This window comes from Leucobacter celer subsp. astrifaciens (assembly GCF_001273835.1).
Taxonomy (GTDB): Bacteria; Actinomycetota; Actinomycetes; order Actinomycetales; family Microbacteriaceae; genus Leucobacter; species Leucobacter celer.
On sequence record NZ_JHEI01000151.1, the window covers coordinates 1 to 24,353 of the forward strand.

Annotated in this window: 18 protein-coding genes; 8 read left to right on the forward strand and 10 right to left on the reverse strand. The window is 69.2% G+C overall.

Annotation, left to right across the window (positions count from 1 at the left end; translation table 11 throughout):
- Positions 1–43: 43 nt before the first annotated feature.
- From AMS65_RS17510 to AMS65_RS17525, 4 genes are all read right to left on the reverse strand, one after another.
- Positions 44–853 carry an ABC transporter permease gene (locus tag AMS65_RS17510; protein WP_053385465.1) on the reverse strand — a complete coding sequence of 270 codons (810 nt, stop codon included), beginning with the start codon at positions 851–853 and terminating at the stop codon, positions 44–46.
- 48 nt (positions 854–901) lie between these two features.
- The gene (locus tag AMS65_RS17515; RefSeq protein WP_053385466.1) at positions 902–1,786 is read right to left on the reverse strand and encodes an ABC transporter permease; all 885 of its coding nucleotides are present in this window, start codon (positions 1,784–1,786) and stop codon (positions 902–904) included.
- A gap of 178 nt (positions 1,787–1,964) precedes the next feature.
- Positions 1,965–3,143 carry an ABC transporter substrate-binding protein gene (locus tag AMS65_RS17520; RefSeq protein ID WP_053385467.1) on the reverse strand — a complete coding sequence of 393 codons (1,179 nt, stop codon included), beginning with the start codon at positions 3,141–3,143 and terminating at the stop codon, positions 1,965–1,967.
- Positions 3,144–3,196: 53 nt separating this feature from the next.
- A complete protein-coding gene (locus tag AMS65_RS17525; RefSeq protein ID WP_053385468.1) occupies positions 3,197–4,288 on the reverse strand; it encodes an ABC transporter ATP-binding protein in 1,092 nt (363 codons plus the stop codon).
- Positions 4,289–4,464: 176 nt separating this feature from the next.
- On the opposite strand from AMS65_RS17525, the gene AMS65_RS17530 reads away from it, so the two are divergent.
- Together AMS65_RS17530 and AMS65_RS17535 are read left to right on the forward strand one after the other, a co-directional pair.
- On the forward strand, positions 4,465–5,307 hold the full coding sequence (locus tag AMS65_RS17530) for a FadR/GntR family transcriptional regulator (RefSeq protein ID WP_053385469.1): 843 nt from the start codon (positions 4,465–4,467) through the stop codon (positions 5,305–5,307).
- On the forward strand, positions 5,304–6,011 hold the full coding sequence (locus AMS65_RS17535) for a PDC sensor domain-containing protein (RefSeq protein ID WP_241489505.1): 708 nt from the start codon (positions 5,304–5,306) through the stop codon (positions 6,009–6,011). The genes AMS65_RS17530 and AMS65_RS17535 overlap by 4 nt, the downstream gene beginning before the upstream one ends.
- Before the next feature lie 59 nt (positions 6,012–6,070).
- On the opposite strand, the gene AMS65_RS17540 is transcribed toward AMS65_RS17535, so the two are convergent.
- A complete protein-coding gene (locus AMS65_RS17540) occupies positions 6,071–7,201 on the reverse strand; it encodes a mannose-1-phosphate guanylyltransferase (RefSeq protein ID WP_053385470.1) in 1,131 nt (376 codons plus the stop codon).
- Between the two features lie 291 nt (positions 7,202–7,492).
- Between AMS65_RS17540 and sdhC the strand changes: the two genes are divergently transcribed.
- The 5 genes from sdhC to AMS65_RS17565 are packed head-to-tail and all read left to right on the forward strand — an operon-like array spanning position 7,493 to position 12,042.
- A complete protein-coding gene (sdhC, locus tag AMS65_RS17545) occupies positions 7,493–7,909 on the forward strand; it encodes a succinate dehydrogenase, cytochrome b556 subunit (protein ID WP_075201080.1) in 417 nt (138 codons plus the stop codon).
- Positions 7,910–7,926: 17 nt separating this feature from the next.
- The gene (locus AMS65_RS17550; RefSeq protein ID WP_053385471.1) at positions 7,927–8,373 is read left to right on the forward strand and encodes a succinate dehydrogenase hydrophobic membrane anchor subunit; all 447 of its coding nucleotides are present in this window, start codon (positions 7,927–7,929) and stop codon (positions 8,371–8,373) included.
- Between the two features lie 49 nt (positions 8,374–8,422).
- Positions 8,423–10,255, forward strand: a complete 1,833-nt coding sequence (sdhA, locus tag AMS65_RS17555; RefSeq protein ID WP_053385472.1) for a succinate dehydrogenase flavoprotein subunit — start codon at positions 8,423–8,425, stop codon at positions 10,253–10,255.
- Positions 10,256–10,258: 3 nt separating this feature from the next.
- Complete coding sequence (locus AMS65_RS17560; RefSeq protein WP_053385473.1) at positions 10,259–11,026, forward strand: succinate dehydrogenase iron-sulfur subunit; 768 nt, start codon at positions 10,259–10,261, stop codon at positions 11,024–11,026.
- 41 nt (positions 11,027–11,067) lie between these two features.
- Positions 11,068–12,042: a YihY/virulence factor BrkB family protein gene (locus AMS65_RS17565; protein WP_083451826.1), complete on the forward strand. Its 975-nt coding sequence runs from the start codon at positions 11,068–11,070 to the stop codon at positions 12,040–12,042.
- Between the two features lie 9 nt (positions 12,043–12,051).
- Here the strand turns inward: AMS65_RS17565 and AMS65_RS17570 are convergent, their stop codons facing one another.
- The gene (locus AMS65_RS17570) at positions 12,052–14,109 is read right to left on the reverse strand and encodes a sigma-70 family RNA polymerase sigma factor (RefSeq protein ID WP_075201081.1); all 2,058 of its coding nucleotides are present in this window, start codon (positions 14,107–14,109) and stop codon (positions 12,052–12,054) included.
- 297 nt (positions 14,110–14,406) lie between these two features.
- Between AMS65_RS17570 and AMS65_RS17575 the strand changes: the two genes are divergently transcribed.
- Positions 14,407–18,576, forward strand: coding sequence for a DUF7507 domain-containing protein (locus AMS65_RS17575; RefSeq protein ID WP_162231787.1), 4,170 nt, complete (start codon positions 14,407–14,409; stop codon positions 18,574–18,576).
- 138 nt (positions 18,577–18,714) lie between these two features.
- Here the strand turns inward: AMS65_RS17575 and AMS65_RS17580 are convergent, their stop codons facing one another.
- The 4 genes from AMS65_RS17580 to AMS65_RS17595 form a co-directional block, all read right to left on the reverse strand.
- Positions 18,715–19,620 (reverse strand): ADP-dependent NAD(P)H-hydrate dehydratase, encoded by a 906-nt coding sequence (locus AMS65_RS17580; RefSeq protein WP_053385477.1) that lies wholly within the window; start codon positions 19,618–19,620, stop codon positions 18,715–18,717.
- The gene (locus AMS65_RS17585) at positions 19,617–21,455 is read right to left on the reverse strand and encodes a phospho-sugar mutase (protein ID WP_083451828.1); all 1,839 of its coding nucleotides are present in this window, start codon (positions 21,453–21,455) and stop codon (positions 19,617–19,619) included. The genes AMS65_RS17580 and AMS65_RS17585 overlap by 4 nt, the downstream gene beginning before the upstream one ends.
- A 410-nt stretch (positions 21,456–21,865) precedes the next feature.
- Entirely contained in the window at positions 21,866–23,026 is a 1,161-nt protein-coding gene (locus tag AMS65_RS17590; protein WP_053385478.1) for a PucR family transcriptional regulator, read from the reverse strand.
- A 28-nt stretch (positions 23,027–23,054) separates the two neighbouring features.
- Positions 23,055–24,323 carry a flavin monoamine oxidase family protein gene (locus tag AMS65_RS17595; protein ID WP_368664703.1) on the reverse strand — a complete coding sequence of 423 codons (1,269 nt, stop codon included), beginning with the start codon at positions 24,321–24,323 and terminating at the stop codon, positions 23,055–23,057.
- Positions 24,324–24,353 lie beyond the last annotated feature (30 nt).

Sequence of the window (24,353 nt, forward strand, 5' to 3'; positions counted from 1 at the left end):
ACTGACGCGCGAAGGGAGCCGCACGCTTCGGACGCGATAGGGGCTACTTCAGATCGCCCGCGGCGGAGGCCTTCTGCGAGAAGTAGACCGGGATCAGTGACAGCAGGATCATCACCGTCGCGACCACGTTCACCTGGTTGACCTCGTTCGGGCGCGCCATCTGGTTCATGATCCACAGCGGCAGCGTCTCGACGCCGGGCGGGGCCGTGAAGATCGTGACCACGATCTCGTCGAAGGAGAGCGCGAAGGCGAGCAGGCCGCCGGCGATTAACGCGCTGCGGAACTGCGGGAAGGTGACCAGGCGGAAGGTCTGGCCGATCCCCGCGCCGAGATCCATCGACGCCTCCTCGAGGTTCGGGTTCATGCGGCGCAGGCGGGCGATGACGTTGTTGAACACCATGACGACGCAGAAGGTGGCGTGCGCGATGATCATGCCCCAGTAGCCCACGTGGATGCCCATGGGCTTGAGCACCTGGTGGAAGGTGTTCGACAGCGCGACACCGGTGACGATGCCGGGCAGGGTGATGGGCAGCACGATGAGCAGGTTGACGGTGTGCTGGCCGAAGAACCTGAAGCGCTGCAGGGCGAAGGCGGCCAGCGTACCGAGCACGAGCGCGAACGCCGTGGCGATCGAGGCCACGATCACCGAGTTGAGCAGGGCGGCGTGCACGGCGGGGTTGACGAGCGCCTTGCCCCACCACTCGAGCGAGAAGCCGGGGACGGGCCAGCCGGCGACGCGACCCGAGTTGAAGGAGTTCATGACGATCACGAACAGCGGGATGTACATGAAGCCCAGCACGACGAGCGTGACTATGGTCAGCGCGATCTTGGTGCCGCGATTCAGGCGAAGCATGGCGGTTCTCCTATGATCCTTGGGTCTGGTGCCGCGCAGGGGCGGGGTCTACAGGTTGTTCAGTGCGCCGGTGCGGCGCACCGCGGCGAGGTAGATGACCACCAGCACGATCGGCACGACCGAGAAGGCGGCGGCGAGCGGCGGGTTGAGGTTGATGTTCTGGGCGATGATGCTGCCGATCATCTGCGTCGACCCGCCCACGTACGTGGCGGCGATGAAGTCGCCGAGGCTGAGCGAGAAGGTGAACACCGAGCCGGCGATGAGCGAGGGCAGCAGCAGCGGCGCGACGACCGTGCGGATGGTGCGGAAGCCGCTGGCGCCGAGGTCCGAGGACGCGTCGAAGAGATTGGTGGGGATCTGCGACACGGCGGCGTATACCGGAATCGCCATATAGGGGAACCAGAGATAGACGAGCGTGAGGATCACGGCCACGATCCCGAATCCCGGCCCCTCGACGCCGACGGGCGAGAGCGACCAGTTGAAGAAGCCGTTCTCGGTCCAGACCAGTCGCATCGCGATGATCTTCACGAGGTAGCCCGCCCACAGCGGGAGGGTGACGAGCACCGCCAGCAGCGCGCGCAGCCGGGGGCCGGCGATCTTCACCATGAAGACCGCGAGCGGTACGGAGAAGATCGCGCAGATCGCGGTCACCGCGAGTGCGATCCCGAGCGTGCGCATCGCGGTCGCGAAGTACGCGGGAACGCTGAAGAGCTGCTGGAAGTTCTCGAGCGTGAAGCCGGGCTTGACGCGCGAGGTGAAGGGATCCGTCGTCCAGAACGCCGTGATGAGCAGCAGCGCCAGCGACAGGATGTAGACGCCGACGAGCCAGGTCATGGGCAGCGCCAGCAGCGATGCCAGGCGCCCTCTCGGGTGCCGGTAGAGCGCGGTGGAGATCGGCTTGGGGCGGCGTTCGAGAACGGTCTTGGTGCTCACGGTGGGTCCTCGCTGACGGGTGATGCTGGTGCGGTGGGGTGGTGGGGGTGCGGTGCGTCTCGGGTCGTTCCGGGCGGAGTCGCAGGATCCATGCGGGTGGTGGATCCTGCGACTCCGCGCTTCGCGCTCCGCGCAGGATGACGTCTGAGAACTCAACCGGCGGAGGCGCTGAAGGGGATCAGCCCTTCACTGTGGCCCAGGCGTTGGTCCAGTCCTGGTAGTTGGTGCACTGGACATCGGTGCGGCCGTCGAGGCACTGGTCGATCGGGGTGGTCCAGAACCACACCTTCTCGAAGTACTCCTCGTTGGTGGCGTTGTAGTAGTCGCAGTGCTCTTTGGCCTCATCGCTGGTCTCGCAGAACGCGCCGTTCGCGGGGGCCATGCCGAAGTTCATGGCGATCTGGCCGTTCACCTCGGGCGAGCTGGTGTAGTCCATCCAGGCGTAGGCGCAGTTGGGGTGCTGCGAATCGGCCGCAAGCATCCAGGCGTCCGACCAGCCGGTCGAGCCCTCCTCGGGCAGCACGCTCTTGAACTTCTCGTCGCCGGTCGCCTTGCGCAGCACCTCCCACGAGGTGCCGACGGTCGAGTTGCCGCCGGTGAAGGAGGTGATGTTGGTGGCCGGGTTCCAGTACTCGGAGACCATGCCGTTCTGCTGCTTCAGCAGGTCGGTGGCCGCGGCGAGCTGGTCCTCGTCGAGCGCGTAGGGGTTCTGGATGCCGAGGTCGGGCTGCGTGGCCATGAGGTAGATGGCGGCGTCGGCGATGTAGATGGGGCTGTCGTACGCGGCGATCTTGCCGGCGTAGGGGCTGTCGCTCTCCCAGACGACGCTCCAGCTGTTCGGCTCGTCCGTCACCTCGTCGCTGTTGTACTGGAGGATGTTGGCGCCGCGACCGATGGGGATGCCGTAGACGTTGCCGTTGAGGGTGTCGTACAGCTGGCCCTTCATGCCCTCGACGATGTCGTCGCTGAAGTTCGGGATCAGCTCGGTGTTGAGCGGCTGCACGTTGCCGTCGACGATGAGGCGCAGGCTGGCGTCGCCCGAGGCGGAGACGAGATCGTATTCCCCGGTGCGCATGAGCTGCACGGCCTCGTCGCTCGTCGCGAAGATCTTGCGGTTCACGGTGCAGCCGGTGTCGGCGGTGAACTGGTCGGTCCAGGCCGGCTCGACGAAGCCCGACCAGGCGAGGATGTTCAGCTCGCTCTCGGTGTCCCCGAGCGCGTCGATCTGCGGCACGTCGGGCACGTCGATCTGGATCTCGCCCGGTGCGGCGTCGCCGCCACTGCTGCTGGCGCATCCGGAGAGCGCGAGGCCGACCGCGGCTGCGAGGGCCGCCGGTACGAGCAGTTTCTTGTTCATCGTTACTCCTTTGTAGTGCGGGACTGCGGATTCGAATCGGTGGGATGGAGAGGTCAGCGCGCCTCGGCCGGAACGGCCACGACGTGGTCCCGGGCGAAGCGCAGGCTCACGGCGTCGCCGCGGCGGATGCTGGGTTCGGTGCGAGGGGTCTGGCTGTTCTGCTTCTCCGAGATGAAGCGCACGCCGACCTCGGTCTCGACGAGGTAGCGGGTGTGGGCTCCCGCGTACACGGTCTCGAGCACCCGCCCGGAGAGGGAGACGGTGCCGTCCGCGGGCGGCGTGTCCGGGCCGGTGAGGTGCACGCGTTCGGGGCGGACGCTGTGGGGAGCGGCATCGCCGAGCAGAGAGCGCGCGGTCTCGCCCGAGATGAGGTTGGTGATTCCGAGGAACTTCGCCACGAACTCCGTCCTCGGGAACTCGTAGACCTCGCGCGGGCTGCCGACCTGCTCGATCTTGCCGTCGTTGAACACGGCCACGCGGTCGGAGAGCGTGAGCGCCTCCTCCTGATCGTGCGTCACGAACACGAAGGTGATGCCCACCTCGCGCTGGATCTGCTTGAGCTCGAACTGCATCTGCTCGCGCAACTGCTTATCGAGCGCGCCGAGCGGCTCGTCGAGCAGCAGCACCTTGGGGCGCAGGATCAGCGCTCGCGCGAGCGCGATGCGCTGCCGCTGGCCGCCGGAGAGCTGCGAGGGCCGGCGCTCGGCGACGTGGCCCAGCTGCACCTGCTCGAGCGCCTCTGAGACGAGCCGCGCGCGCTCCGTCTTGCTGATGCCGCGCACCTTGAGCCCGTAGGCGACGTTCTCGGCGATGCTCAGGTGGGGGAACAGCGCGTAGTCCTGGAAGACGGTGTTGACCTGGCGGTCGAACGGGGCCGAGCGGGTGACGTCCTCGCCGTGCAGCAGGATCCGGCCGGCGGTGGGCTCTTCGAATCCGGCGATCATGCGGAGCACGGTGGTCTTGCCGGATCCCGACGGGCCGAGCATGGAGAAGAACTCGCCGGCCCGGATGTCGATGGCGAGATCCTTCACCGCGACGAGGTCGCCGAACTGCTTGTGGACGCCCTGCAGCGAGACGGCGATATCGCCCTCGGTGCCGCTGTTCGCGGCGTGCTCGCCGGCTGGGGCGGATGTGGTGTGAGGCATGGTGTCGAGGCTCCTCAACGTCGTTGTCGGACCAGTGCTTGAACACTAACATATGTTTTTATAGGTTTAAACGACGGGCGCGATTCCATCGTGTTACGTTTCGGTCACGGCGGGTTCCAGGGATTCCTCACGCGGGCCGTGGCAGACTCGACGCACACCACAGATCGGAGGAGCGGGTGAGCACTACCGCGGGACAGGCGCCTCCGAGTCGTCTGCGCACTGCGGCCTTCGCCCCGATCGGCGAGGAGGGGCGCACCGAGCAGGTGGAGTCCCGGCTCGTCCAGGCCATCTCGGTGGGGGCGTTCATCGAGGGCGAGCGGCTGCCGAGCGAGACGGAGCTCTCCGGCCTGCTCGGCGTCGCGGTGGTGACGGTGCGCGAGGCGCTCGGCACGCTGCGCCATCGGGGGCTCATCGAGACGCGCCGCGGCCGCAACGGCGGCAGCTTCGTGCGGACGAGCCGCGGTGCGGTGGAGGAGGTCAACGCGCGCGCGCTCGTGGCGATGCCGCGCGTGGCGCTCGCCGACCTCGGGGTGCACTACGAGGTGATCGCGAGCGCGTGCGCGGAGTACGCCTGCATGCGCGCCACCCCGGAGGAGCTGGCGGTGGTGCATCGACTGCTCGGGGAGGCCCGCGAGCTGGCCCCCGATGTCTGGCGCCGCCGCGTCACCGAGGTGCAGCTCGAGCTGGCCTCGCTCAGCCAGTCGGTGCGCCTCACCACCGAGCACGTGAACGTGCAGACCGAGTTCACGCCGCTGCTCGCGCTGCAGGACCACGACGACCGGGCGCGCATGGCCACCCACGACGCGCTCGTCGCGCAGACCGTCGCCACCCAGGCCGGCGACGTCGCCGCCGCGCGCTCCTCGGTGCGCGAGAGCATCCGCGCCTCGGTGCGCTGGCTGGTGGCCTTCCGCCGTGAACTGCTCGCCGATCCTCGTGACGAGGCGTTTCGTGACACACTGGAGTCACGCCGGGCGGGCGGTGGATCTCGCACCGGCCTCGATGAGGAGGGAAACGGGTGAGCACGCAAGCGGTTCACGAGCTCGACGCGGCGATGGATCTGGTCGACGAGTTCTTCGACGGCGTGTTCGCGCCGCTCGAGGCCTGGCTGCCCGAGCTCACCGAGCGGCTGGTGCGCCAGCTGCGGGACGGCAGGCTGACCGGCGCGCAACTCGCCGCACTCGTGGAGCCCGATGCCCATCGCATCCTCGACGCGGTCGACCGGCCGCTCTACGGTGCGGGGTACTGCGCCAGCGAGCTCGTGGTCTCCGAGGGCAACCCGCTGGCCTGGTGGCAGGGACCCGAGCGCAGTCTGCTCGCCTCCTCCACCTTCGGGCCGGGCCAGGCCGCCATCGATCTCGTGCGCCTCGAGTGGTATCGGGTGCCGCAGGGGACCGGCGAGCGTCACGTCGCAGGCCCGTTCGTCGACTACCTCTGCTCGAACGAGATCACCATCACCTCGTCGATCCCGGTGCTGCACGAGGGGCGCTTCCTCGGCGTGATCTGCGCCGACGTGCTCGTCGCGTCGCTCGAGAACGCCCTGCTGCCGCGCCTGTCGAGCGGGGCCGACGTGACCCTCGTCAACGCCGGCGGGCGCGTGGTCGTCTCGAGCGATCCCGGCTACGAGACCGGAGATCGCCTCGGCGGGACGGATCCGCAACTCGGGGCAGCGACCCGCTCGGTGAGTTCGCGGCGGTACCCCTTCTCGCTCATCGCACCCGCCTAGGGAGCCGCTCGCTCAACCCGGGCTCCGCTCGATCGGCGCGGAGCCGTCGAACGCGGGAGTCAGAGCAGGTGGCCACCGCCGGTCACCTTCATCCGGTTCACGAGATTCTTGACGTCCTGGGCGCGGCTCTTCGAGGTGACGAGCAGCACGTCGGCGGTGTCTACGACCACCACGTCCTCGACGCCCACGAGCGCCACGAGCCGGTCGCTCTCGGAGACCACGATGCCGCTCGAGGCGTCCGAGAGCACCTGAGCCCCGTCGCCGAGCACTGCGAGGTCGCTGCCGCGGCCGCGGGTCAGCAGGTTGGCCACGGATGCGAAATCGCCCACGTCGTCCCAGTCGAAGTGCGCCGCGACGCACACCATCTTGCCCGCTGCCGCGGCGGGCTCGGCCACCGTGTAGTCGATCGCGATCTTCGGCAGCGCCGGCCACAGCCGCTCGCGCACCTCGGCACCGCGCTCCGTGTTCCAGGTGGCGGCGATCTCGCGCAGCGAGCGCACGAGCTCGGGCTCAGCGAGCGCCATCTGCTCGAGCAGCACGGTCGCGCGGGCGATGAACATGCCCGCGTTCCAGAGGTATCCGCCGTGCTCCAGGTACTCGCCGGCCTGTGCGGCATCGGGCTTCTCGACGAACTCGGTCACGTCGTAGACGTCGAACGGAGCCAGGTCGCCGCGGGCCTTGCCGCAGGAGATGTAGCCGAAGCCGGTGGCCGGGTGCGAGGGGTGGATCCCGATCGTCGCGATGTAGCCCTGGTCCGCCGCCTGCACCGCCGTGGTCACCGCGCGCTGGAAGAGCACCTCGCCGCGGATGACGTGGTCGGCGGCGAAGGACCCGAGGATCGCGTCGGGGTCCCGCAGTTCGAGCAGCGCGGCGGCGAGGCCGATGGCGGCGGAGGAGTCCTTCGGCTCGCTCTCGGTGATGAGGTTCTCGGGCAGCAGCTCGGGCAGCTGCTCGACCACGGAGTCGCGGTGGGAGACCCCGGTGACCACCAGTACGCGCTCGGCCGGGGCGATGGGGGAGAGGCGATCCCAGGTGGCGCGCAGCAGAGAGTCGCCTGAGCCGGTGAGATCGAGCAGGAATTTCGGGGCGTTCGCCCGCGAGAGCGGCCAGAGCCGCGATCCCACGCCGCCCGCGGGGATGACGCAGGTGAAGCTCTCGAGAGCGGACGTGCTGCTGGTGGCCTCAGTCATGCCATACAGACTACCGTCGGTGCGCGGGCGTCGGGCCGGACGCGGATGGGGGGACCGGCCCCCGGACGACGGCTCGGAGACCTCCTCGGGAATCGCCCGCGCATCGGAATCATCTGATGATTCGGCCGCTCCGGCGGGGTTCCGATCGTGCCAAGGAGCATGCGGAATGGTGCCATAATGGAGCACGGCGGATTCTCAGCCATGCCCCGCGCCTGTCGCGCGCGAGCCCGCTGGGACCGTGTTGTCAGCCGGCGAGCAGCGCTCGCCGAAGCAGGACCAAGGAGGAAGCCCGTGTCAGCCCAAACGGCAGAGGTCGCACCCGCGGCGAAGCAGAAGAGCCGCCCGGGCGGTACGCTCTATCGCGGCAACGAGGGAATGTGGTCCTGGGTGCTGCACCGCATCACGGGCGTCGCGATCTTCTTCTTCCTGCTCGTGCACGTGCTCGACACCGCGCTCATCCGGGTCAGCCCCGAGGCGTACAACGCGGTCATGCACACCTACAAGACCCCGATCATGGGCCTGGGCGAGGCCGCTCTGGTCGCGGCGATCGTCTTCCACGCCTACAACGGCATCCGCATCATCCTCGTCGATTACTGGCGCAAGGGTGCCCAGTACCAGCGTGTGATGTTCTGGGTCGTGATCGCGGCATGGGCCATCACGATGGCCGGCTTCCTGCCGCGCCACCTGATGAACGTGTTCGGGCACTGAGCGTAGGAGATCAAGACATGACGATGACGATTGAGACTCCGCGCTCGAAGGCCCCCGCGAAGAAGCGCACCAACTGGGAGAAGTGGGGCTGGATCTACATGCGCGTCTCGGGCGTGCTGCTCCTGGTGCTCGTGTTCGGTCACCTCGCCTCCAATCTGCTGATCGCGGAGGGCGGTGTGCACGCCATCAACTTCGGTTTCGTCGCAGGCAAGCTCGCGAACCCGTTCTGGCAGATCTGGGACACGCTGCTGCTGTGGCTCGCGCTCATCCACGGCGCCAACGGTATGCGCACGATCGTGAACGACTACGTGGAGCGCCCCCGCCTCGCGAAGACCTTCAAGGTGCTCCTGTTCCTGTCGGCGGCCCTCCTGATCCTGCTCGGCACCTTCGTGATCTACACGCTCGACCCGTGCCCCGCCGGCGCAGATCCCTCGCTCGTCGCCTCCTTCTGCGACGTGTCGTAGCCGGCGATCAGCGCATCACAGATTTTTCGAATCGAAGAATAGGACTCTCGTGACCACAGACACCCATCAGGGCGAGGAAGTGACCGTCAAGGACGGCGTCACCTATCACCAGTTCGACGTCGTGATCGTCGGCGCGGGCGGTGCGGGCATGCGCGCCGCGATCGAGGCCGCGCCCAAGGCCAAGACCGCGGTCATCACCAAGCTCTACCCCACTCGCTCGCACACGGGCGCGGCGCAGGGCGGCATGGCCGCAGCGCTCGCCAACGTCGAGGAGGACAACTGGGAATGGCACACCTTCGACACGGTGAAGGGCGGCGACTACCTCGTCGATCAGGACGCCGCTGAGATCCTCGCCCGGGAGGCCATCGACGCGGTCATCGACCTCGAGAACATGGGCCTGCCGTTCAACCGCACGCCCGAGGGCAAGATCGACCAGCGGCGCTTCGGCGGCCACACCCGCGACCACGGCAAGGCCGCGGTGCGCCGCGCCTGCTACGCGGCCGACCGCACGGGTCACATGATCCTGCAGACGCTGTTCCAGAACTGCGTGAAGCTGGGCGTCAACTTCTTCAACGAGTACTACGTGCTCGACCTCGTGATGACCGAGGTCGAGGGGCGGAAGCGCCCCTCGGGTGTGGTCGCCTACGATCTCGCCACCGGCGGGCTGCACGTGTTCCAGGCCAAGTCGATCGTCTTCGCCACGGGCGGTTTCGGCAAGATCTTCAAGACCACTTCGAACGCGCACACCCTCACGGGCGACGGCGTCGGCATCATCTGGCGCAAGGGCCTGCCGCTCGAGGACATGGAGTTCTACCAGTTCCACCCGACCGGCCTCGCCGGCCTCGGCATCCTGCTCACCGAGGGCGCCCGCGGCGAGGGAGCGATCCTGCGCAACGCCTCGGGTGAACGCTTCATGGAGCGATACGCCCCGACCATCAAGGACCTGGCGCCCCGCGACATCGTGGCCCGCTCGATGGTGCAGGAGGTGCTCGACGGCCGCGGTGCCGGCCCGCACAAGGACTACGTCTACCTCGACTGCACCCACCTGGGCGCCGAGGTGCTCGAGACCAAGCTGCCCGACATCACCGAGTTCGCGCGCACCTACCTGGGCGTCGATCCCGTGACCGAGCCGGTGCCGGTGTTCCCGACGGCGCACTACGCGATGGGCGGCATCCCGACGAATAACGACGCCGAGGTGCTGAGCGACAACACCACCGTCGTGCCCGGCCTCTACGCCGCGGGAGAGTGCGCCTGCGTCTCGGTGCACGGTTCCAACCGCCTCGGCACCAACTCGCTGCTCGACATCAACGTGTTCGGCAAGCGCAGCGGCAACAACGCCGCCGACTACGCGAATCATGCCGAGTTCGTGCCGCTCCCCGAGGATCCCGCGAAGGAGGTCCGCGAGCTGGTCGAGGGCTTCCGCAACGGCAGCGGCACCGAGCGCATCGCCGATCTGCGCCGCGAGCTGCAGGAGGCGATGGACCGCGGCGCCCAGGTGTTCCGCACCGAGGAGTCGCTCACCGAGGTGCTCGGCGTGATCCACGACCTGCGCGTGCGCTACATGAACGTCGGCGTGCAGGATCGCGGCAAGCGCTACAACACCGACCTGCTCGAGGCGATCGAGCTCGGCTTCCTTCTGGATCTCGCCGAGGTGCTCACCTACACGGCGCGCAACCGCCGTGAGAGCCGCGGCGGCCACATGCGCGACGACTACCCGCAGCGCGACGACGAGCAGTACATGAAGCACACGATGGCCTACCTCTCCGGCGATCCTCACTCGCCGAATCCCGAGGACCACATCCGCCTGGACTGGAAGCCGGTGGTCGTCACGAAGAACGAGCAGGGCGAGTTGAGGTACCCGCCCCTGGAGAGGAAGTACTAGGCGATGAGCACTGCAACCGCAGAAGCGACGGTAACGGAGGCCCCCGAGGCGCCGAAGCCGTTCACGGTCACCCTCCTCGTTCGGCGCTACAACCCCGAGTCGGAGCGCGACGCCTACTGGGAGGACTTCGACGTCGAGATGTATCCGACGGACCGGATCCTCGATGCCCTGCATCGCATCAAGTGGGATCAGGACGGCACGCTCGCGTTCCGCCGCTCCTGCGCGCACGGCATCTGCGGATCCGACGCGATGCGCATCAACGGGCGCAACCGCCTCGCCTGCAAGACGCTGATCAAGGATCTCGACATCTCGAAGCCGATCTACGTCGAGGCGATCAAGGGTCTGCCCCTCGAGAAGGACCTGATCGTCGACATGGAGCCGTTCTTCGCGGCCTACCGCGAGGTGCAGCCCTTCCTCGTGTCGAACACCGCTCCGGCACCCGGCAAGGAGCGCGTCCAGTCGATCGACGACCGCGAGCGCTTCGACGACACCACGAAGTGCATCCTGTGCGCGGCCTGCACCACCTCGTGCCCCGTGTTCTGGACCGACGGCCAGTACTTCGGTCCCGCCGCGATCGTCAACGCGCACCGCTTCATCTTCGACTCGCGAGACGAGAACGCGCAGGTGCGCCTCGACATCCTCAACGACACCGAGGGCGTGTGGCGCTGCCGCACCACCTTCAACTGCACGGACGCGTGCCCGCGAGGCATCCAGGTCACGAAGGCGATCGCCGAGGTGAAGGCGGCGATCCGCACGGGCAAGGTCTCCTAGCGTGCGATCCGGTCACGTCCGGTGACCGTTAGCATGGCCGCATGACGCCCCGAGATTCCTCACCGCCCCGGGCGGGCGAGGAGTCCGGGGCGTCTCGCGTGTCCGAGCTGGTGGCGGGGGGCCGTCGGGGCTGGAGCTGGGCGCAGCGTCTACGACCCTGGCGCACCTTCTCGCACTTCACCAATGTCGGGGGCAGCGTGCTCTCCGGCGGGATGAGCTATCAGGCGCTGTTCGCCGTGTTCGCCGGGCTCTGGGTGGGGTTCGGCATCTTCGGTATCGTGCTGCGCGGCCGCCCCGAGCTGCTGGACTCGCTGGTCACCCAGATCAACACGTTCGTGCCGGGACTGCTGGGCGAGAACGGCGACGGAGCGGTGCCGCTCGGAACGCTGCTGCAGGCGCGGGCCCTCGACTGGACGAGCGTGGTGGCGGGCGCCTCGCTGCTGTGGGTGGCGCTCAACTGGTTCACCGGGACCCGGCGCTCGATCCGCATCATCTTCGGCCTCGAGGTGAAGCAATACCGCAACGCCGTGCTGCTGAAGCTGCGCGACTTCGTGCTCGCGATCGGGTTCTTCGCAGCACTGCTCGTCTCCGCAGCGCTGACGGTCTTCAGCTCGAATCTCACCGATCTCGTATTCTCGTGGATCGGCGCCGACCCCGAGAACTGGTTCCTCGGAGGACTCGGCACATTGGCGCGCTACGGAGCGATGCTCGTCTTCGACATCCTGGTGCTCATCGCCATGCATCGATTCCTCGCCGAGGTGCGCGTGCCGCGCTGGAAGCTGCTCAGCGGCTGCATGCTCGGCGGTACGGCCCTGCTCGGTCTGAAAGTACTCGGCAACGCGCTGCTCGGCGGCGCCTCGAGCAATCCCCTGCTCGCCTCGTTCGCGGTGTTCGTCGGCCTGCTGCTGTGGTTCAACCTCATCTGCCGCACCCTGCTGCTCACCTCCGCCTGGATCGTGACCGGCATGGACCGAAGGATCGGACTGCCCGAAGAGGATCCGTCGGCGTCGGCGTAACGCAATCCGTTACAGCTGGCAGCTCCCGCCGGCGACCCCGATCGGCGTCCAGGGCGACTGCCGCCCGTCCTCGGTCGACAACTGGAGCTCGAGGATCGCGTCGATCAACTCGCCCTCGACGAGCCCCGGCCACTGCGAGAGCGGCGTCAGCGGATTGCTCGACCACCACCAGTTCTGGTGCTGAGTCTGCATGGCCTCGGGCAGGAGGACGGGCGCCATCGGAGTCTGCGTCACCCGCGTCCGGACGGTTCCCGGCTCCGAGGCCCTGCCCCAGACGTAATACTCTGCAAGGCTTCCCTGCTGCCTCCAGCAGCCGGAGTTCGAGAGGATCGCAGGCTCGGTGTCGTCACCGGAGGCGTCGCTCGTGCCGCTCGCGGTGGAAGTTCCCTCGGCGTCGGCCGCCGCGTCTGCCTCGGCGCCGGCTTCCGCGTCGGCCTCCGCCCCGGCGTTCGCGTCGCTGTTCGCACCGCTGGTGGCGTTGGCGTCGCTGTTCGCGTTGGCATTGCTGTTCGCGTTGGCATTGCTGTTCGCGTTGGCATTGCTGTTCGCGCTGGCATTGCTGTTCGCGTTGGCGTCGCTGTTCGCGCTGGCATTGCTGCTCGCGTTGGCGTCGCTGTTCGCTCTGGCGCTGCTGCTCGCGCTCGAGTTGCTGTTCGCGCCTGCACCGTCCGCGCGCGCGGAGCTGTCGGCGCTGCCGGTGTTCGTTCCTCCACCGGCGCCGGCCCGGCCGTCGGATCCCGAATCGCTGCTTGAGCCGCCGGAGCCGCCGGCGTCGCCGTTCGCTCCGGTCGATCCCGACGCATCGGACGATGCGGAGGCATTCGCTCCGGTGGGGGGAGCCGGGGGCTCGAGCGGGGCATCCTCACGCGAGTTCGTGCGCTGCTGGTCCCCGGAGGGGCGTTTGGTATCGGCGTCTGCGGGCCCGCTCGTCGGCGTCGCGGGGAGTGGGGTGATGGTCGACGCCTCAGTCTGCGGGAGGGCTTCTGAGGGGCGGGAGCTGCTCGACAAGAAGAACGCGGTGCCGCCGATGGCCACCGCCGCTGCAGCTGCCACGGCGATCAGCACGCCCGGTGCCGCGAGCAGCCCCGCTCCTGCCCCGATCACGGCGGTTCCGGTGGATGCCGCGCCGGCGGTTCCGGCACCGGCGGTGCCTGCCGCCCCGGTGCTCGTCGCCCCGGTGCCCGCTGACCCCGTGCCCGCTGACCCCGTGCCGGCCGTGCCCGAGGAGGCGCCGGCCGAGGAACCGGCTGCCGCGCCGACGGCGGTAGCCGAAGCGGCGGTCGCGGGACCGAGGCTCTCGAGGAGGGCGAGAGCGGGGCCCGCGCCGAGCAGCACCCCGGCGATGACGAGGGCGAGCTGCCGGTTGAGCGCCGAGTACTCCGCCGCCGCGTTCGAGCATGAGCTGCAGACCTCGAGGTGGGCGGCCACGTCTCGGCTCGCCGCTCGCGTGAGCTTCCCGCGCTGGTAGCGCTGCAGGTGCTGCAGGGTGGATCGGCATGCGGCCTCTGCGAGTTCGCGGTCCACGTGAGCCTCGACCCAGGCCGATTGGAGTGCTTCGCGAGCGCGGGCCGCCAGTGCGGAAACGCTGTTCGCCGAGATCCCGAGCAGCTTCGCCGCCTCGCGAGGAGGCATGCCCTCGACCTCGGTGTACCACAGCACCGCCTGCCAGCGTTCGTTGAGCGTCGCGAACGCCCGGGAGGCCGCATTCAGATCGAATGCGCCGTCCTCCCACGGGCCCGCCTCGGTGAGATCCGGGATCTGGTCGAGCGCATCGTTCGTGTCCTCGGGTGATCGCCACCAGTCGGCGGCGATCGATCGGATCACCTTGTACAGATACGGTCGGAATGCGCCGCGTGGCCCTCGGCCGTCGCTCGTGAGCTCGAAGATCCGCAGGTAGGCCTCGGACACGAGATCGTCTGCGCTGAACCGGGGGGCCAGGTTGCGTGCCGCGACGATTCCGGCAAGGCGATGGCGTTCCCACAGCTCCGCGAACGCTTGTGAGTCACCGCTCCGGCAGCGATCCAGGAGCTGCGCATCCGATGGTGCGCTCCGCGACGAAAGTGGCATCCGAGTCCTCTCCAAACCCGTAGCTGCGCAGCGCGCAGGATGGATACCCCCGAATGCCGACGCTGCAGCGCGGCTATCTACCCCACCTCTAGTATCGACTGTTTTCCTGCTGTTTGTCTCCCGGGAAGCAGATTTCCGAATTTTCTTCAGAAACGCGCGTCACGATCCGGGGCATTCGCCGTGTTATGAGAGTGCCCGGCTTCTGAGTTGATCCCCTGCAATAACCCCTCAGCTCAGGAGTCGGGCCTCATCCGTTCGCGGATGACCGCGGTAGACCACGGGAGAGGAATACTACTGATGAATCGTAATTTGGGGAGAGCGGACCGGCTGGCGGGCCGTCCGCTGCTCGCTCGCGTGCTTGCGTGGGTGCTGGGCTTGGCGCTGGCGCTCACCGGATCGGTGGCGGTCTCGACCGCCGCGCATGCGGCGTCCGGCACCATCAACTCGATCGAACTCACGACCGTCTACGACGGCGCTCAGGTTCCGAACGACTTCGACGACGGGGCGCACAACGGTGTCGTCGCCAGCAACGACGTCGTGGGATTCCGGTGGGATCTCAACGCGACCGAACTCAGTGAGGGTGTGTTCACCCAGACCCTCCCCGAGGGATGGGCCTGGGATCCGTCCTCACTGGGATCGCTCGACAGCACGAGCAGTGCCTACCAGGCGAGCTACACGCTCTCCCCTGACGGGCGCACGCTGACCGCGACGGTGAGCATCGGTAACGGCTCCGGGAACCCGAGTGTGGTCGGCTTCGGAGTGCTCAAGGCGATTCCCTCGGGCGATGTGGAGAACGGCAGCGTCTACGAGCCGGCGCTGCTCGCCAGCGTGGGCGATGACGCGCGTACCGCGACGGCCGATCCCATCGAGGTGCGCAACGCACCGCGGGCCGATATCGTCAAGACCCGCGCGGCGAACAACCAGCTGTCGGAGTTCGACTTCGGCTCGGGCCCGGTGCCCGCCCGCTACATCGACTTCCCGATCACTGTCACGGATGCGGCCGGTAAGATCGGCGCGCGCAATACCGAACTGCAGCAGCCCTTCGTGATCGACGACAGCTTCGTGCTGGAGGCGCCGAGCGGGTTCGACGGCGCAGGCTTCGTCGCCCGGGTGGTGGCGGTGTCCGAGCCGACCGCGAGCGTCGACCTCGTGCAGTCGGGCAACGACCTGACGCTGACGTTCGACGGTTTCTCGCGCGTGCCGACCGCCTCGGCGACGGTGCGATTCTGGGTGCCGGACTCGGAGGTGCCGGTCGATTCGATCGGGGCGATCAAGCTCAAGAACACGGTCTCCGCCCGGGACTGGATCAGCGTGACCGGCGATCCGGTGGCCGAGGAGCCCACGGGCAATACCGCCGAGGGCACCGTGATCCGTCCGCCGTCGGGACCGGGATCGATCTCGCGGGAGAAGCGCATCCTGCTGTTCAACAACCAGCAGGGCGATTTCTCGCTCACGGCCGATCCGGCGCGAAGCGGGCAGCCCTTCGCCAACGTCAGCGGCCAGGAGATCTCTCTGGGCAGTACGGTCGCCGCGCGCTTCATCGTGCGAGCAGCCGTGGACAACGACACCGGGACGATGACGCCGGCGAACGATCTGGTCGCCTATGACTTCTGGAACCCTGCCGAGCAGCAGATCGTCGAAGGGGCCGATATCTATGTCGGTCACAACAACGGCACTGCTCCGATCCCCGCGTCCGACTACTTGATCCAGTACACCTCGGGAAGCAGCATCGACGCCCCCGAGAGCAACATCTGGGTCGGCTCGATCGCCGCAGCAGGCGGGGTCGAGAGCGTGACCGGCGTGCGCATCGCGTACACGGCCGGCTCCTGGGCCGACGGAGCGGCACCGGCGACCTCGCACTTCACGGTCGCGATTCCGCTGACCATCGTCGCGCCGCTGGGCACGAGCGCTCAGGATCACGCCCGGTGGTCGTTCTCCGACTGGCAGGGTGCGCAGCAGTCGCCCGCCGTCACCCAGTTCGTCAACGTGGGCGCATACCGGCTCGGGATCGCGAAGAGCTCGGACCGCGGATCGATCGTGAGCGGCTCGGACATCGCGTACACGCTGCAGCCCACGGTGCGACGCGCCCTGGGGGCGATCGAAGACGTCGAGGTGCGCGACTTGAAGATCGTGGATCGGCTTCCCGCCGGCCTCGTCGCCGTCGACACGACTGCGGTGGAGTCGCCCTGGCAGGTGACCCGCAGCGGCAGCGCCGAGTCGGGTCTCGAACTGACCTTCGCCTACGAGGGCGCAGTGCTCACCGGCACCGAGCTGCCGCCCATCAACTACACCGTCACGACCTCGGTGCAGGCCCCGGCCAACAGCCGTCTGGTGAACACGGCCGTCATCGACGCCCTGGGCAGCACGCAGAGCGAGAGCTCCCGCAGGGCCGCGAACACCGTCACCGTGTACCAGGCCGAGGTGATCACCGAGGAGAAGGTGGTCGTCGGCGAGGAGCAGATCGAGGTGGGCGACCCCCAGGTCTCCTGGGAGAGCCGTTGGTTCAACTTCCAGACCGCATCTCAGGGTGAGAGCTTCTTCGTCGACGTGCTGCCGTACGACGGCGACGCGCGAGGCACCAGCTTCTCGGGCACCGCGAAACTGGCTTCGGCCGTGGTGACCGATGGCGCCGGCAACCCGGCTGCCGACGGTTACGGCACCCTCCAGTACACGACCGCACCCGTGGCCGAGGTCTACGCCGCGGAGGCGAATGACTCCTCGATCCCGTGGGTGGACGCCGAGGGCGTCGACCTGTCGGCCATCGACGGAATCACCGCCCTGCGTGTCGTCGTGCACGACTTCGCGAGCGGAGCGCCGGGTACCGGCGGACTGCTGGTGACGATGGATGTCTCGGGCCAGCGCGCGGGCGACCGGTACGTGAACACGGTCAACGGCTGGCTGGGCGGCAACGGCAAGCTGGGGATCTCGAACCCGGCCGAGGTGACCGTCGTCGCGTCCTCGATCGCCGGTGTCGTGTGGGAGGACCTGAACGAGAACGGCGTTCGAGACGCGGATGAGCCTCTGATCAGCGGCGCAACCGTCACTCTCCTCGACGGGGACGACACGGTGATCGCCACGGCGGAGACCGAGGCGGACGGCTCGTACCTCTTCGACGGCCTGCACTCGGGCGACTATCAGGTGCGGACCGATCCCTCCTCGCTCGGATACCCGGCGAACCACGTCGTGGTGAACACCTACGACCTCGACGGAGACCTCGACAGCGACTCGGGCGTGATCCGGCTCGGCAAGTCCGAGCAGCGCACGCTGGTCGACTTCGGCTACGTCACCCGGGTGTCCGACATCGAGCTGACCAAGAGCGGAAGGCTCGCGGGCGAGGCGCGCGCGGGGGACTGGGTCGACTGGGAGTTCACGATCTCCAACATCGGCGAGAACCCGCTGACCGCCGTGGAGCTGACGGACCATCTGGACGGAGTCGTCGACCTGCAGGTGACCTGGCCCGGCGATCCCGGCGTGCTGGGAGCGGGGGAGAGCGCTCCCGCGACGGCTCGCTATCAGCTGACGCAGGAGGATCTCGATCGCGGGTACGTGCACAACACGGCCACGGCCTCCGGGCTGGACCCGAACGAGACCCCGGTCGACGACCCGGCCGAGGCGACGGTGACGCTGCCCGAGGGCGGATCGCTGCTGCTGCAGAAGGACGGCAAGCTCGTGGGCGATGCCGTCGCCGGCGGGGAGGTCGAGTGGAGCTTCACGCTCACCAACACCGGCAACGTCACCCTGGACGAACTGCAGATCCACGACGAGCTCGAGGGCCTCGGGGAGATCACCTGGGGCGATTGGCCCGGCGAGGAGTTCGTGCTCGAGCCGGGGCAGAGCGTCTCGGCGACCGCGCCGTACACGCTGACCCAGGCCGACGTCGATGCGGGCTGCGTGAACAACGTGGCGAGCTCTGAGGGGTCCACCCCGGGAGACCGGGCGGTCCCGAGCAACGAGGACGACGCGAGCGTCTGCTTCTCGCCCGAGTCGTCGATCAGCCTCGTGAAGAAGACGAACGGCGTCGAGTACGACGAGGCGCCGGGAGTCGAGCTGCAGGTGGGCGACCGCGTGGAGTGGAGCTACGAGATCACGAACACCGGGTCGACCACGCTCACGAACGTGCAGCTGGTGGACGACCAGGAGGGCGTCATCGCCGCTCCCGAGGGGTTCGACGGCGTGCTCGAACCCGGTGAGTCGGTGACGTTCACCGCGGTGGGCACGGCGACACTGGGCGAGTACCACAACGTGGCGGTCGTGACCGCCGAAACGTCCGACGGCAAGAACGTCTCGGACGAGGACGAGTCGTGGTACACCGGCACGGATCTGGACAGCACCGGCACCGAGAAGCCCAAGCCGGGAGGCGGCGGCCTGCCGGTGACCGGCGGGCAGATGCTGCTGACCGCGCTCGGCGGCCTGGGCCTGCTCATCGCCGGAGCGGCGCTGTGGCTGATGCGTCGACGCCGCGCGTAGCACCCAGCCGCTGAACGACGGCCCGGCCCGGAGCATCCGGGCCGGGCCGTCGTTCGTCGTTTCCCGGGCGGAGGAGCTCAGGATCCTCTCGCACGACCCCGAGCCGCAGGAACCGCGTGAGCGATCCCGAGTCGTCGTTCAGGCGGACGCGGTGGCGATCCCGGCCCAGGCGGCCGGGATCGCTTCGGCGATGTCGAGTGCGCTGGCGGGGCGGCCGGTTCCGGTGCCGGACGGATCCGCGGCGGCGATCCGTGCCGCGGAGTCGTGGAGCAGCGCCGCGGTCGCCCCCAACTCGCCGAGCAGTTCGGGATCGGCGCGCACCGCGGTCGCGTGACCCGCGACGAGCGCCCCGATGATCCCGGCGAGCACATCGCCGGTTCCGGCGCTGGCGAGCCACGGGGTCGCAGGGCCGTGTACGAGGGTGCGGCCGCCGGGGGTGGCGCAGACCGAGGTCGAACTCTTGAGGAGAACCGTGCTGCGCAGAGCAGCCGCCAGCCGACGTGCGAGCTCCGCGCGTCTCGGCACCGAAGCCCCGGCCGAGCTGTCGGGGAGGGGCTCCAGCCCGGCCGACTCCCAGAGGCGGTCGAACTCGCCCGCGTGAGGGGTGAGGATCAGCGGCGCGTAGCCGCGCTCGAGTCGCGGTACGAGATCCAGCGCGCCGGCATCGACGACCACGGGGCGGTCGCCGCGCAGCAGCTCGAGCAGCGCGGCCTCCTCGGCGGGCGCGCGGTGCGCGGGATCCGTGCCGGAGCCGATCAGCCAGGCGTCGCACCGGCCTTCGCCGAATACGGTCTCCGGGCGTGCGGCGAGCACGGCGGCGGCGGGGCTCGGCAGCCCGTACGGCGGATCCTCGTCGTGCGCGGGTGCGTAACGCACCATCCCGATCCCCGTGCGCCACGCCGCGGACACGCCCAGCACCGCGGCCCCCGGGTACCGGGCCGAACCGGTGCTGATTCCGAGCAGACCGCGCGTGTACTTGTGATCGCGCGGTCCCGGGCGACGCAGCCACTCGGCCGCCCGCCCCGGAGACCAGCGCTCGCTCACGCTCCCGACGCCTCCGGCTGCAGCTCCTCCAAGTACTGCCGAACGGCGGTCTCCAGCGTGCGGAGCGCTCGCTCAGCGGCCTTGCGGCGCTTCCTCGCCGAGCCCTCGTCGCCGAAGGTGTCGAGGTAGACCTTCAGCTTGGGTTCGGTGCCGCTGGGGCGGATCATGACGCGCGAGCCGTCCTCGAGGTCGTAGCGCAGCACGTCGGCGGGCACCTCGGCCGCGTTCGGAGCGAGCAGATCCCGCGTCTTCGCCACCTTCACTCCGCCGAGTTCTCTCGGCGGGTCCCGGCGCACCCGAGCCGCGAGTGCGGAGGCCGCCGGCATCGACTCCAGCCGCAGCGTCACCTGCGCGCTCGCGAAGTGCCCGAATCGCTCGCTCGCCTCATCGAGCAGATCCCACACCGTGCGATTCTCGGAGACCAGCTCGCGCACCATCGCGATGGCGTCGGCGCTCGCGGAGATCCCGTCCTTGTCGCGCACGATGTCGGGGTGCGTGAGGTACCCGAGCGCCTCCTCGAAGCCGAAGATCAGCCGCGGCACGCGAGAGACCCACTTGAAACCCGAGAGGGTCTCGGCGTAGTCGAGCCCGTAGTCCCGCGCGACGGCGCTCAGGGCGGGGGACGAGACGATGGTGCAGGCGAGCGATCCCGACGGCTGCGATCCCGTGAGCGCCGCAGCCGCCCGGGCGCGCTCGGCGGCGCGCCAGCCGAGCAGCAGGCCCAGCTCGTTGCCCGTCAGGCGGCGGAACCCCGACCGCTCCTCGGGGTGGGGCAGTGCGATGGCGAGGCGGTCCGCATCGGGGTCGTGCGCCACCACGAGGTCGGCGTCGACGTCGCGCGCGACGCGGTAGGCGAGGTCGAGGGCGCCGGGTTCCTCCGGGTTCGGGAAGGAGACGGTGGGGAACGCGCCGTCGGGGCGATCTTGCTGCGCCACGGGTACCACGCGGGGGAGACCGACGGCGCCGAAGACCCGGCGGGCGATGTCCGATCCCACGCCGTGCATGGCCGTGTAGACGACGGTGAGCGGGGTGCCGGCGCCGATTACCGATCCGGGGGCGTCGGGGCGCTGCGGCAGGCCCGCGAGCACGGCCGCCGCGGTCTCCGAGACGTAGGCGCTGGTGAGGCCCGGACCCAGCACCGTGTAGTCGGTGGAGCGGGGGATCCCGGAGACCGGCGTCGCGGCGAGCCGGTCGATGTGCGCGGCGATCTCGATGTCGGCGGGCGACACGATCTGCGAGCCGGCGTCGGCGTCGCCCAGGTACACCTTGTACCCGTTGTCGCGCGGCGGATTGTGGCTGGCGGTGATCATGACCCCGGCCGAGACGCCCAGATGGCGCACCGCGAACGCGGTGAGCGGGGTGGGGCCGGCCTCGGGGAGCAAGAACACGCGCACGCCGGCGCCGGCCATGACCTCGGCGGCGTCGCGGGCGAAGACATCGGAGTTGACCCGGCCGTCGTAGCCGATGACGATCGACGGCGGGTCGTCGGCGTCGTTCCGCGCCGAGCGCTCGAGCAGATACGCGGCGAAGCCCGCGCTGGTCTGCGAGACGACCATGCGGTTCATGCGCCGCGGACCCGCGCCCAGGCGTCCGCGCAGCCCCGCCGTGCCGAAGGCGAGACGACCCCCGAAGGCGTCCTCGAGTTCCGCGAGGGCATCGGCCTGTCCGTCGCGGGCCGCCGCGATGAGGCGACGCGCCTCGGCGCGGGTCTCGGGATCGATGTCCTGCGCAGCCCACTCGCCGACGGTCGCGATGAGCGGCCCGTGCTCGTCCCCCGGCGCCGCCGAACCCGCATCGCCCTGAGGCGATGTCCTCCCCGTTCCGGGCAGTTTCATCGCTGTCACTCCCTCCCCTCGGCATGCGCCGAAGTGTTCTCAAGCTACCATTCGTGCGGGGTTCGTCGTGTCAGGCGCCGGTTCGCCGTGTCCGACGCCGAGGAGTAGGCTGCATGCTGTACGAGGTCTCCCGATCGGCCTCGGCCTCGTCGATTGCGCGAGGCGGAGCCGAGTCGAAATCGCCGGAACATCGGGTTTCGACTCGCTGCGCCCGCTCAACCGGCGCCGCCGCCACCGGGACCTCTCGCATCGATCCTCGTCGAAAGGACCCCCTCATGTGCTCTCCCGTGCGCTGCTCGGACTGCGGCAAGACCACCTGGGCGGGGTGCGGACTGCACATCGATGAGGCGCTCGCGGGCGTGGCTGCCGAGCAGCGCTGCGCGTGCCCGCGCTGATCGCGACATGACCGCCTAGGCGTCGTCGCTCCCCGGCGCGTGGGGGGCCGTGTCGTTCGGCTCGAGATCGCCGCAGCCGATAGCCGCCTGCACCGCGAGCCAGCACTCAGCGGTGTCCTCGATCGACGACAGGTCGCGATCGATGATCTTCTCGATGCGCGAGACGCGGGCGATGAGCGTCTGCCGGTGCACGTAGAGCCGTTCGGCCGCGCGGACCCAGCTGCGATTCTCCTCGAGGAACACCCGCAGTGTCTGGGTCAGCGAGGTGCCGCGCTGCTCGTCGTAGGTGCGCAGCGGGCCGAGCACCTGGCGCGAGATGCCCCGGAGACGGTCGGCGTCGTTCGGGAGGAACAGCGAGGCGGTCGTGTTCTCCTCGAAGCGGAGCACCCGGCCGGACTGGTGATTGCGGATCAGGGCGCTGCGCGCCTGCCGCAGAGCGGTGGGCAGATCCTCCAGCCGGTGGAAGTGCGCGCTCACGCCGATGCGAGCGGTCTCACCGGTCAGGGACTCCAGCACGCGGTCCACCCGCTCACCGGACTCGCTCAGGATCAGCACCTGGCCGTCCTTGACCGTGGCGAGCGCCGGCACCAGTTGCGCCGAGAAGGCCGCGTGCACCTCGTCGAGAGTGGCGCGCACGTCCTCGTTCTCGGTCACCGCCAGCAGGTAGGGCGGTTCGACGTCGTAGGTCGCCACGAGCCGAGCGGCGGGTTCGGACGGCACCGATCCGCCGCACAGCTCGGCGAGCAGCAGCGATCCGTGCAGCTGCTCCGCCTGCAGCATGCGCGCGTTGCGCTCCGCCTGGCCGGCCTCGGCCACGGCCATGGCCAGCGTGACGAAGGGCACCTCGTGGGCGGTCTGCAGCACCGGGAACCCGATATGAGCGGCGTAGGCCAGCGCGGGCTCGGTCAGCGGAGTCTCGATCATCTCCTCGTCGATCGCCACCGCCGCGATCCCGGCCGCGTGCATCCCGGCGAGATAGGCGCACTGCTCGTCGGTGGTGGCGGGAACGCCGATGCCCGTCGTCATCACCAGTGCTCCGCGCCCGAGCCACTGCCACGGCTCCGGGAGTTCGCACACGTGCGCCCAGGTGATCGCACGCTCCTCTCCAACGCCCGGAGTCAGCGAGACGGTGCGTACCGCGGGCAGCGCGAGAAGTGACCTGACGGTGAAGGTCATACGTTCAGGATAGGTCGAACCGCGCGGCTCATGATGGGACCCCGTGGGCGAGGGCCGTGGCGGCGCGGTACCCGGAGGCGACGGCACCCGACAGCGACTGCGCGAGGCCGGTGTGCTCCCCGGCGATCGCCACGCGACCGGCCGGCCGATCGAAGGCGGTCGCGTCCTCCGCGCTCCAGTCGAGGCCCGCGGCGCTGTACGAGCCGCGCGCCCACGGGTCGGCGGCCCAGTCGGTGAGCAGCACCTCGCCGTCGATCTCCAGCTCGGGACGCATCTGCTGCAGAGCCCGCACCCATCCGTCGGGGCCGTCCGCCACCCCCAGCGCGTCGAGTGCGAACGGGCCGCCGGCGAAGGAGGAGAGCGCGTCGATGCGGTGCTCGCCGTCGATGGAGAGCGAGCGCCACGACCACCAGGTGTGGTCGGGGTTCTGCAGGGCGGTGTCGTCGTCGACGCCGCGGAGCGGAACGCCGAGCTTCGCGGCGACGCCCATGAAGCGATGGTCGAGAGCGAGCCGCTGCGCCTCCGGCAGCGCGAAGCCCAGCTCGAGATCGCGCAGGAGCGGCAGCGGCACCGCCAGCACGGCGGCGTCGGCGTCGATCCGGGTGCCGTCGCTCAGCAGCACCTGCACTCCGTCTGCCGACTGATCCAGCCCCGAGACCGGGTGCTCGAGCCGCACGCGCTCGCCGAGCCTGCGCGCGAGTTCGATCGAGAGCGCCTGGTTGCCGCCGACGAGGCGGCCGCCGTCTTCGATGTAGCCGTCCACGGTGGAGGATTCGTGCAGCAGCACCGCCTCGGCGCTGACGAGGGCGGGATCGGCCGCGGCCGAGGTGGTGGTGCGGCGGTAGACCGGATCGAGACGGTAGTCGGCGCCGAGCGCCTCCGCGAAGGCGCGCTCGAGCGAGACGCCGGTCTCGCCGTCGGCGAGCATCTGCGCGAGTGTCGAGCGCACGCGGTCCCCGGTCTCGGCGAACTCCTCGAAGGAGATGACCCGACCGTTCACGGTGCGGCGGCCGTAGCGCACATTGTGCGACATGATCGGAACTCCGATCTCGGCCGCGAGCCGGCGGATCGCGAACTCGGTGGGGAAGATGTACTCGCCGCCGCGCTCGGTCACCTCGCCATTGCCCAGCCGCTCGGACCAGGTGCGCCCGCCGACGCGGTCCCGGGCCTCGAGCACGGTGCAGCGGTGTCCGGCCTTGCCCAGCTCCCACGCTGCGGTGAGACCGGCGAGACCGGCTCCGATGACGACGATGTCCATGCGCGTTCCTCCTCGAACTGCTTGCGATGCCTGTTCCATGGTAGGGATCGCGCATCGATCCGGAGGACG

Bases quoted from the DNA above. Each gene is read 5' to 3' on its own strand.
- AMS65_RS17510 (WP_053385465.1), bottom strand. From the start codon at position 853: ATGCTTCGCCTGAATCGCGGCACCAAGATCGCGCTGACCATAGTCACG.
- AMS65_RS17520 (WP_053385467.1), bottom strand. From the start codon at position 3,143: ATGAACAAGAAACTGCTCGTACCGGCGGCCCTCGCAGCCGCGGTCGGC.
- AMS65_RS17525 (WP_053385468.1), bottom strand. From the start codon at position 4,288: ATGCCTCACACCACATCCGCCCCAGCCGGCGAGCACGCCGCGAACAGC.
- AMS65_RS17540 (WP_053385470.1), bottom strand. From the start codon at position 7,201: ATGACTGAGGCCACCAGCAGCACGTCCGCTCTCGAGAGCTTCACCTGC.
- AMS65_RS17550 (WP_053385471.1), top strand. From the start codon at position 7,927: ATGACGATGACGATTGAGACTCCGCGCTCGAAGGCCCCCGCGAAGAAG.
- AMS65_RS17560 (WP_053385473.1), top strand. From the start codon at position 10,259: ATGAGCACTGCAACCGCAGAAGCGACGGTAACGGAGGCCCCCGAGGCG.
- AMS65_RS17565 (WP_083451826.1), top strand. From the start codon at position 11,068: ATGACGCCCCGAGATTCCTCACCGCCCCGGGCGGGCGAGGAGTCCGGG.
- AMS65_RS17570 (WP_075201081.1), bottom strand. From the start codon at position 14,109: ATGCCACTTTCGTCGCGGAGCGCACCATCGGATGCGCAGCTCCTGGAT.
- AMS65_RS17575 (WP_162231787.1), top strand. From the start codon at position 14,407: ATGAATCGTAATTTGGGGAGAGCGGACCGGCTGGCGGGCCGTCCGCTG.
- AMS65_RS17585 (WP_083451828.1), bottom strand. From the start codon at position 21,455: ATGAAACTGCCCGGAACGGGGAGGACATCGCCTCAGGGCGATGCGGGT.
- AMS65_RS17590 (WP_053385478.1), bottom strand. From the start codon at position 23,026: ATGACCTTCACCGTCAGGTCACTTCTCGCGCTGCCCGCGGTACGCACC.
- AMS65_RS17595 (WP_368664703.1), bottom strand. From the start codon at position 24,323: ATGGAACAGGCATCGCAAGCAGTTCGAGGAGGAACGCGCATGGACATC.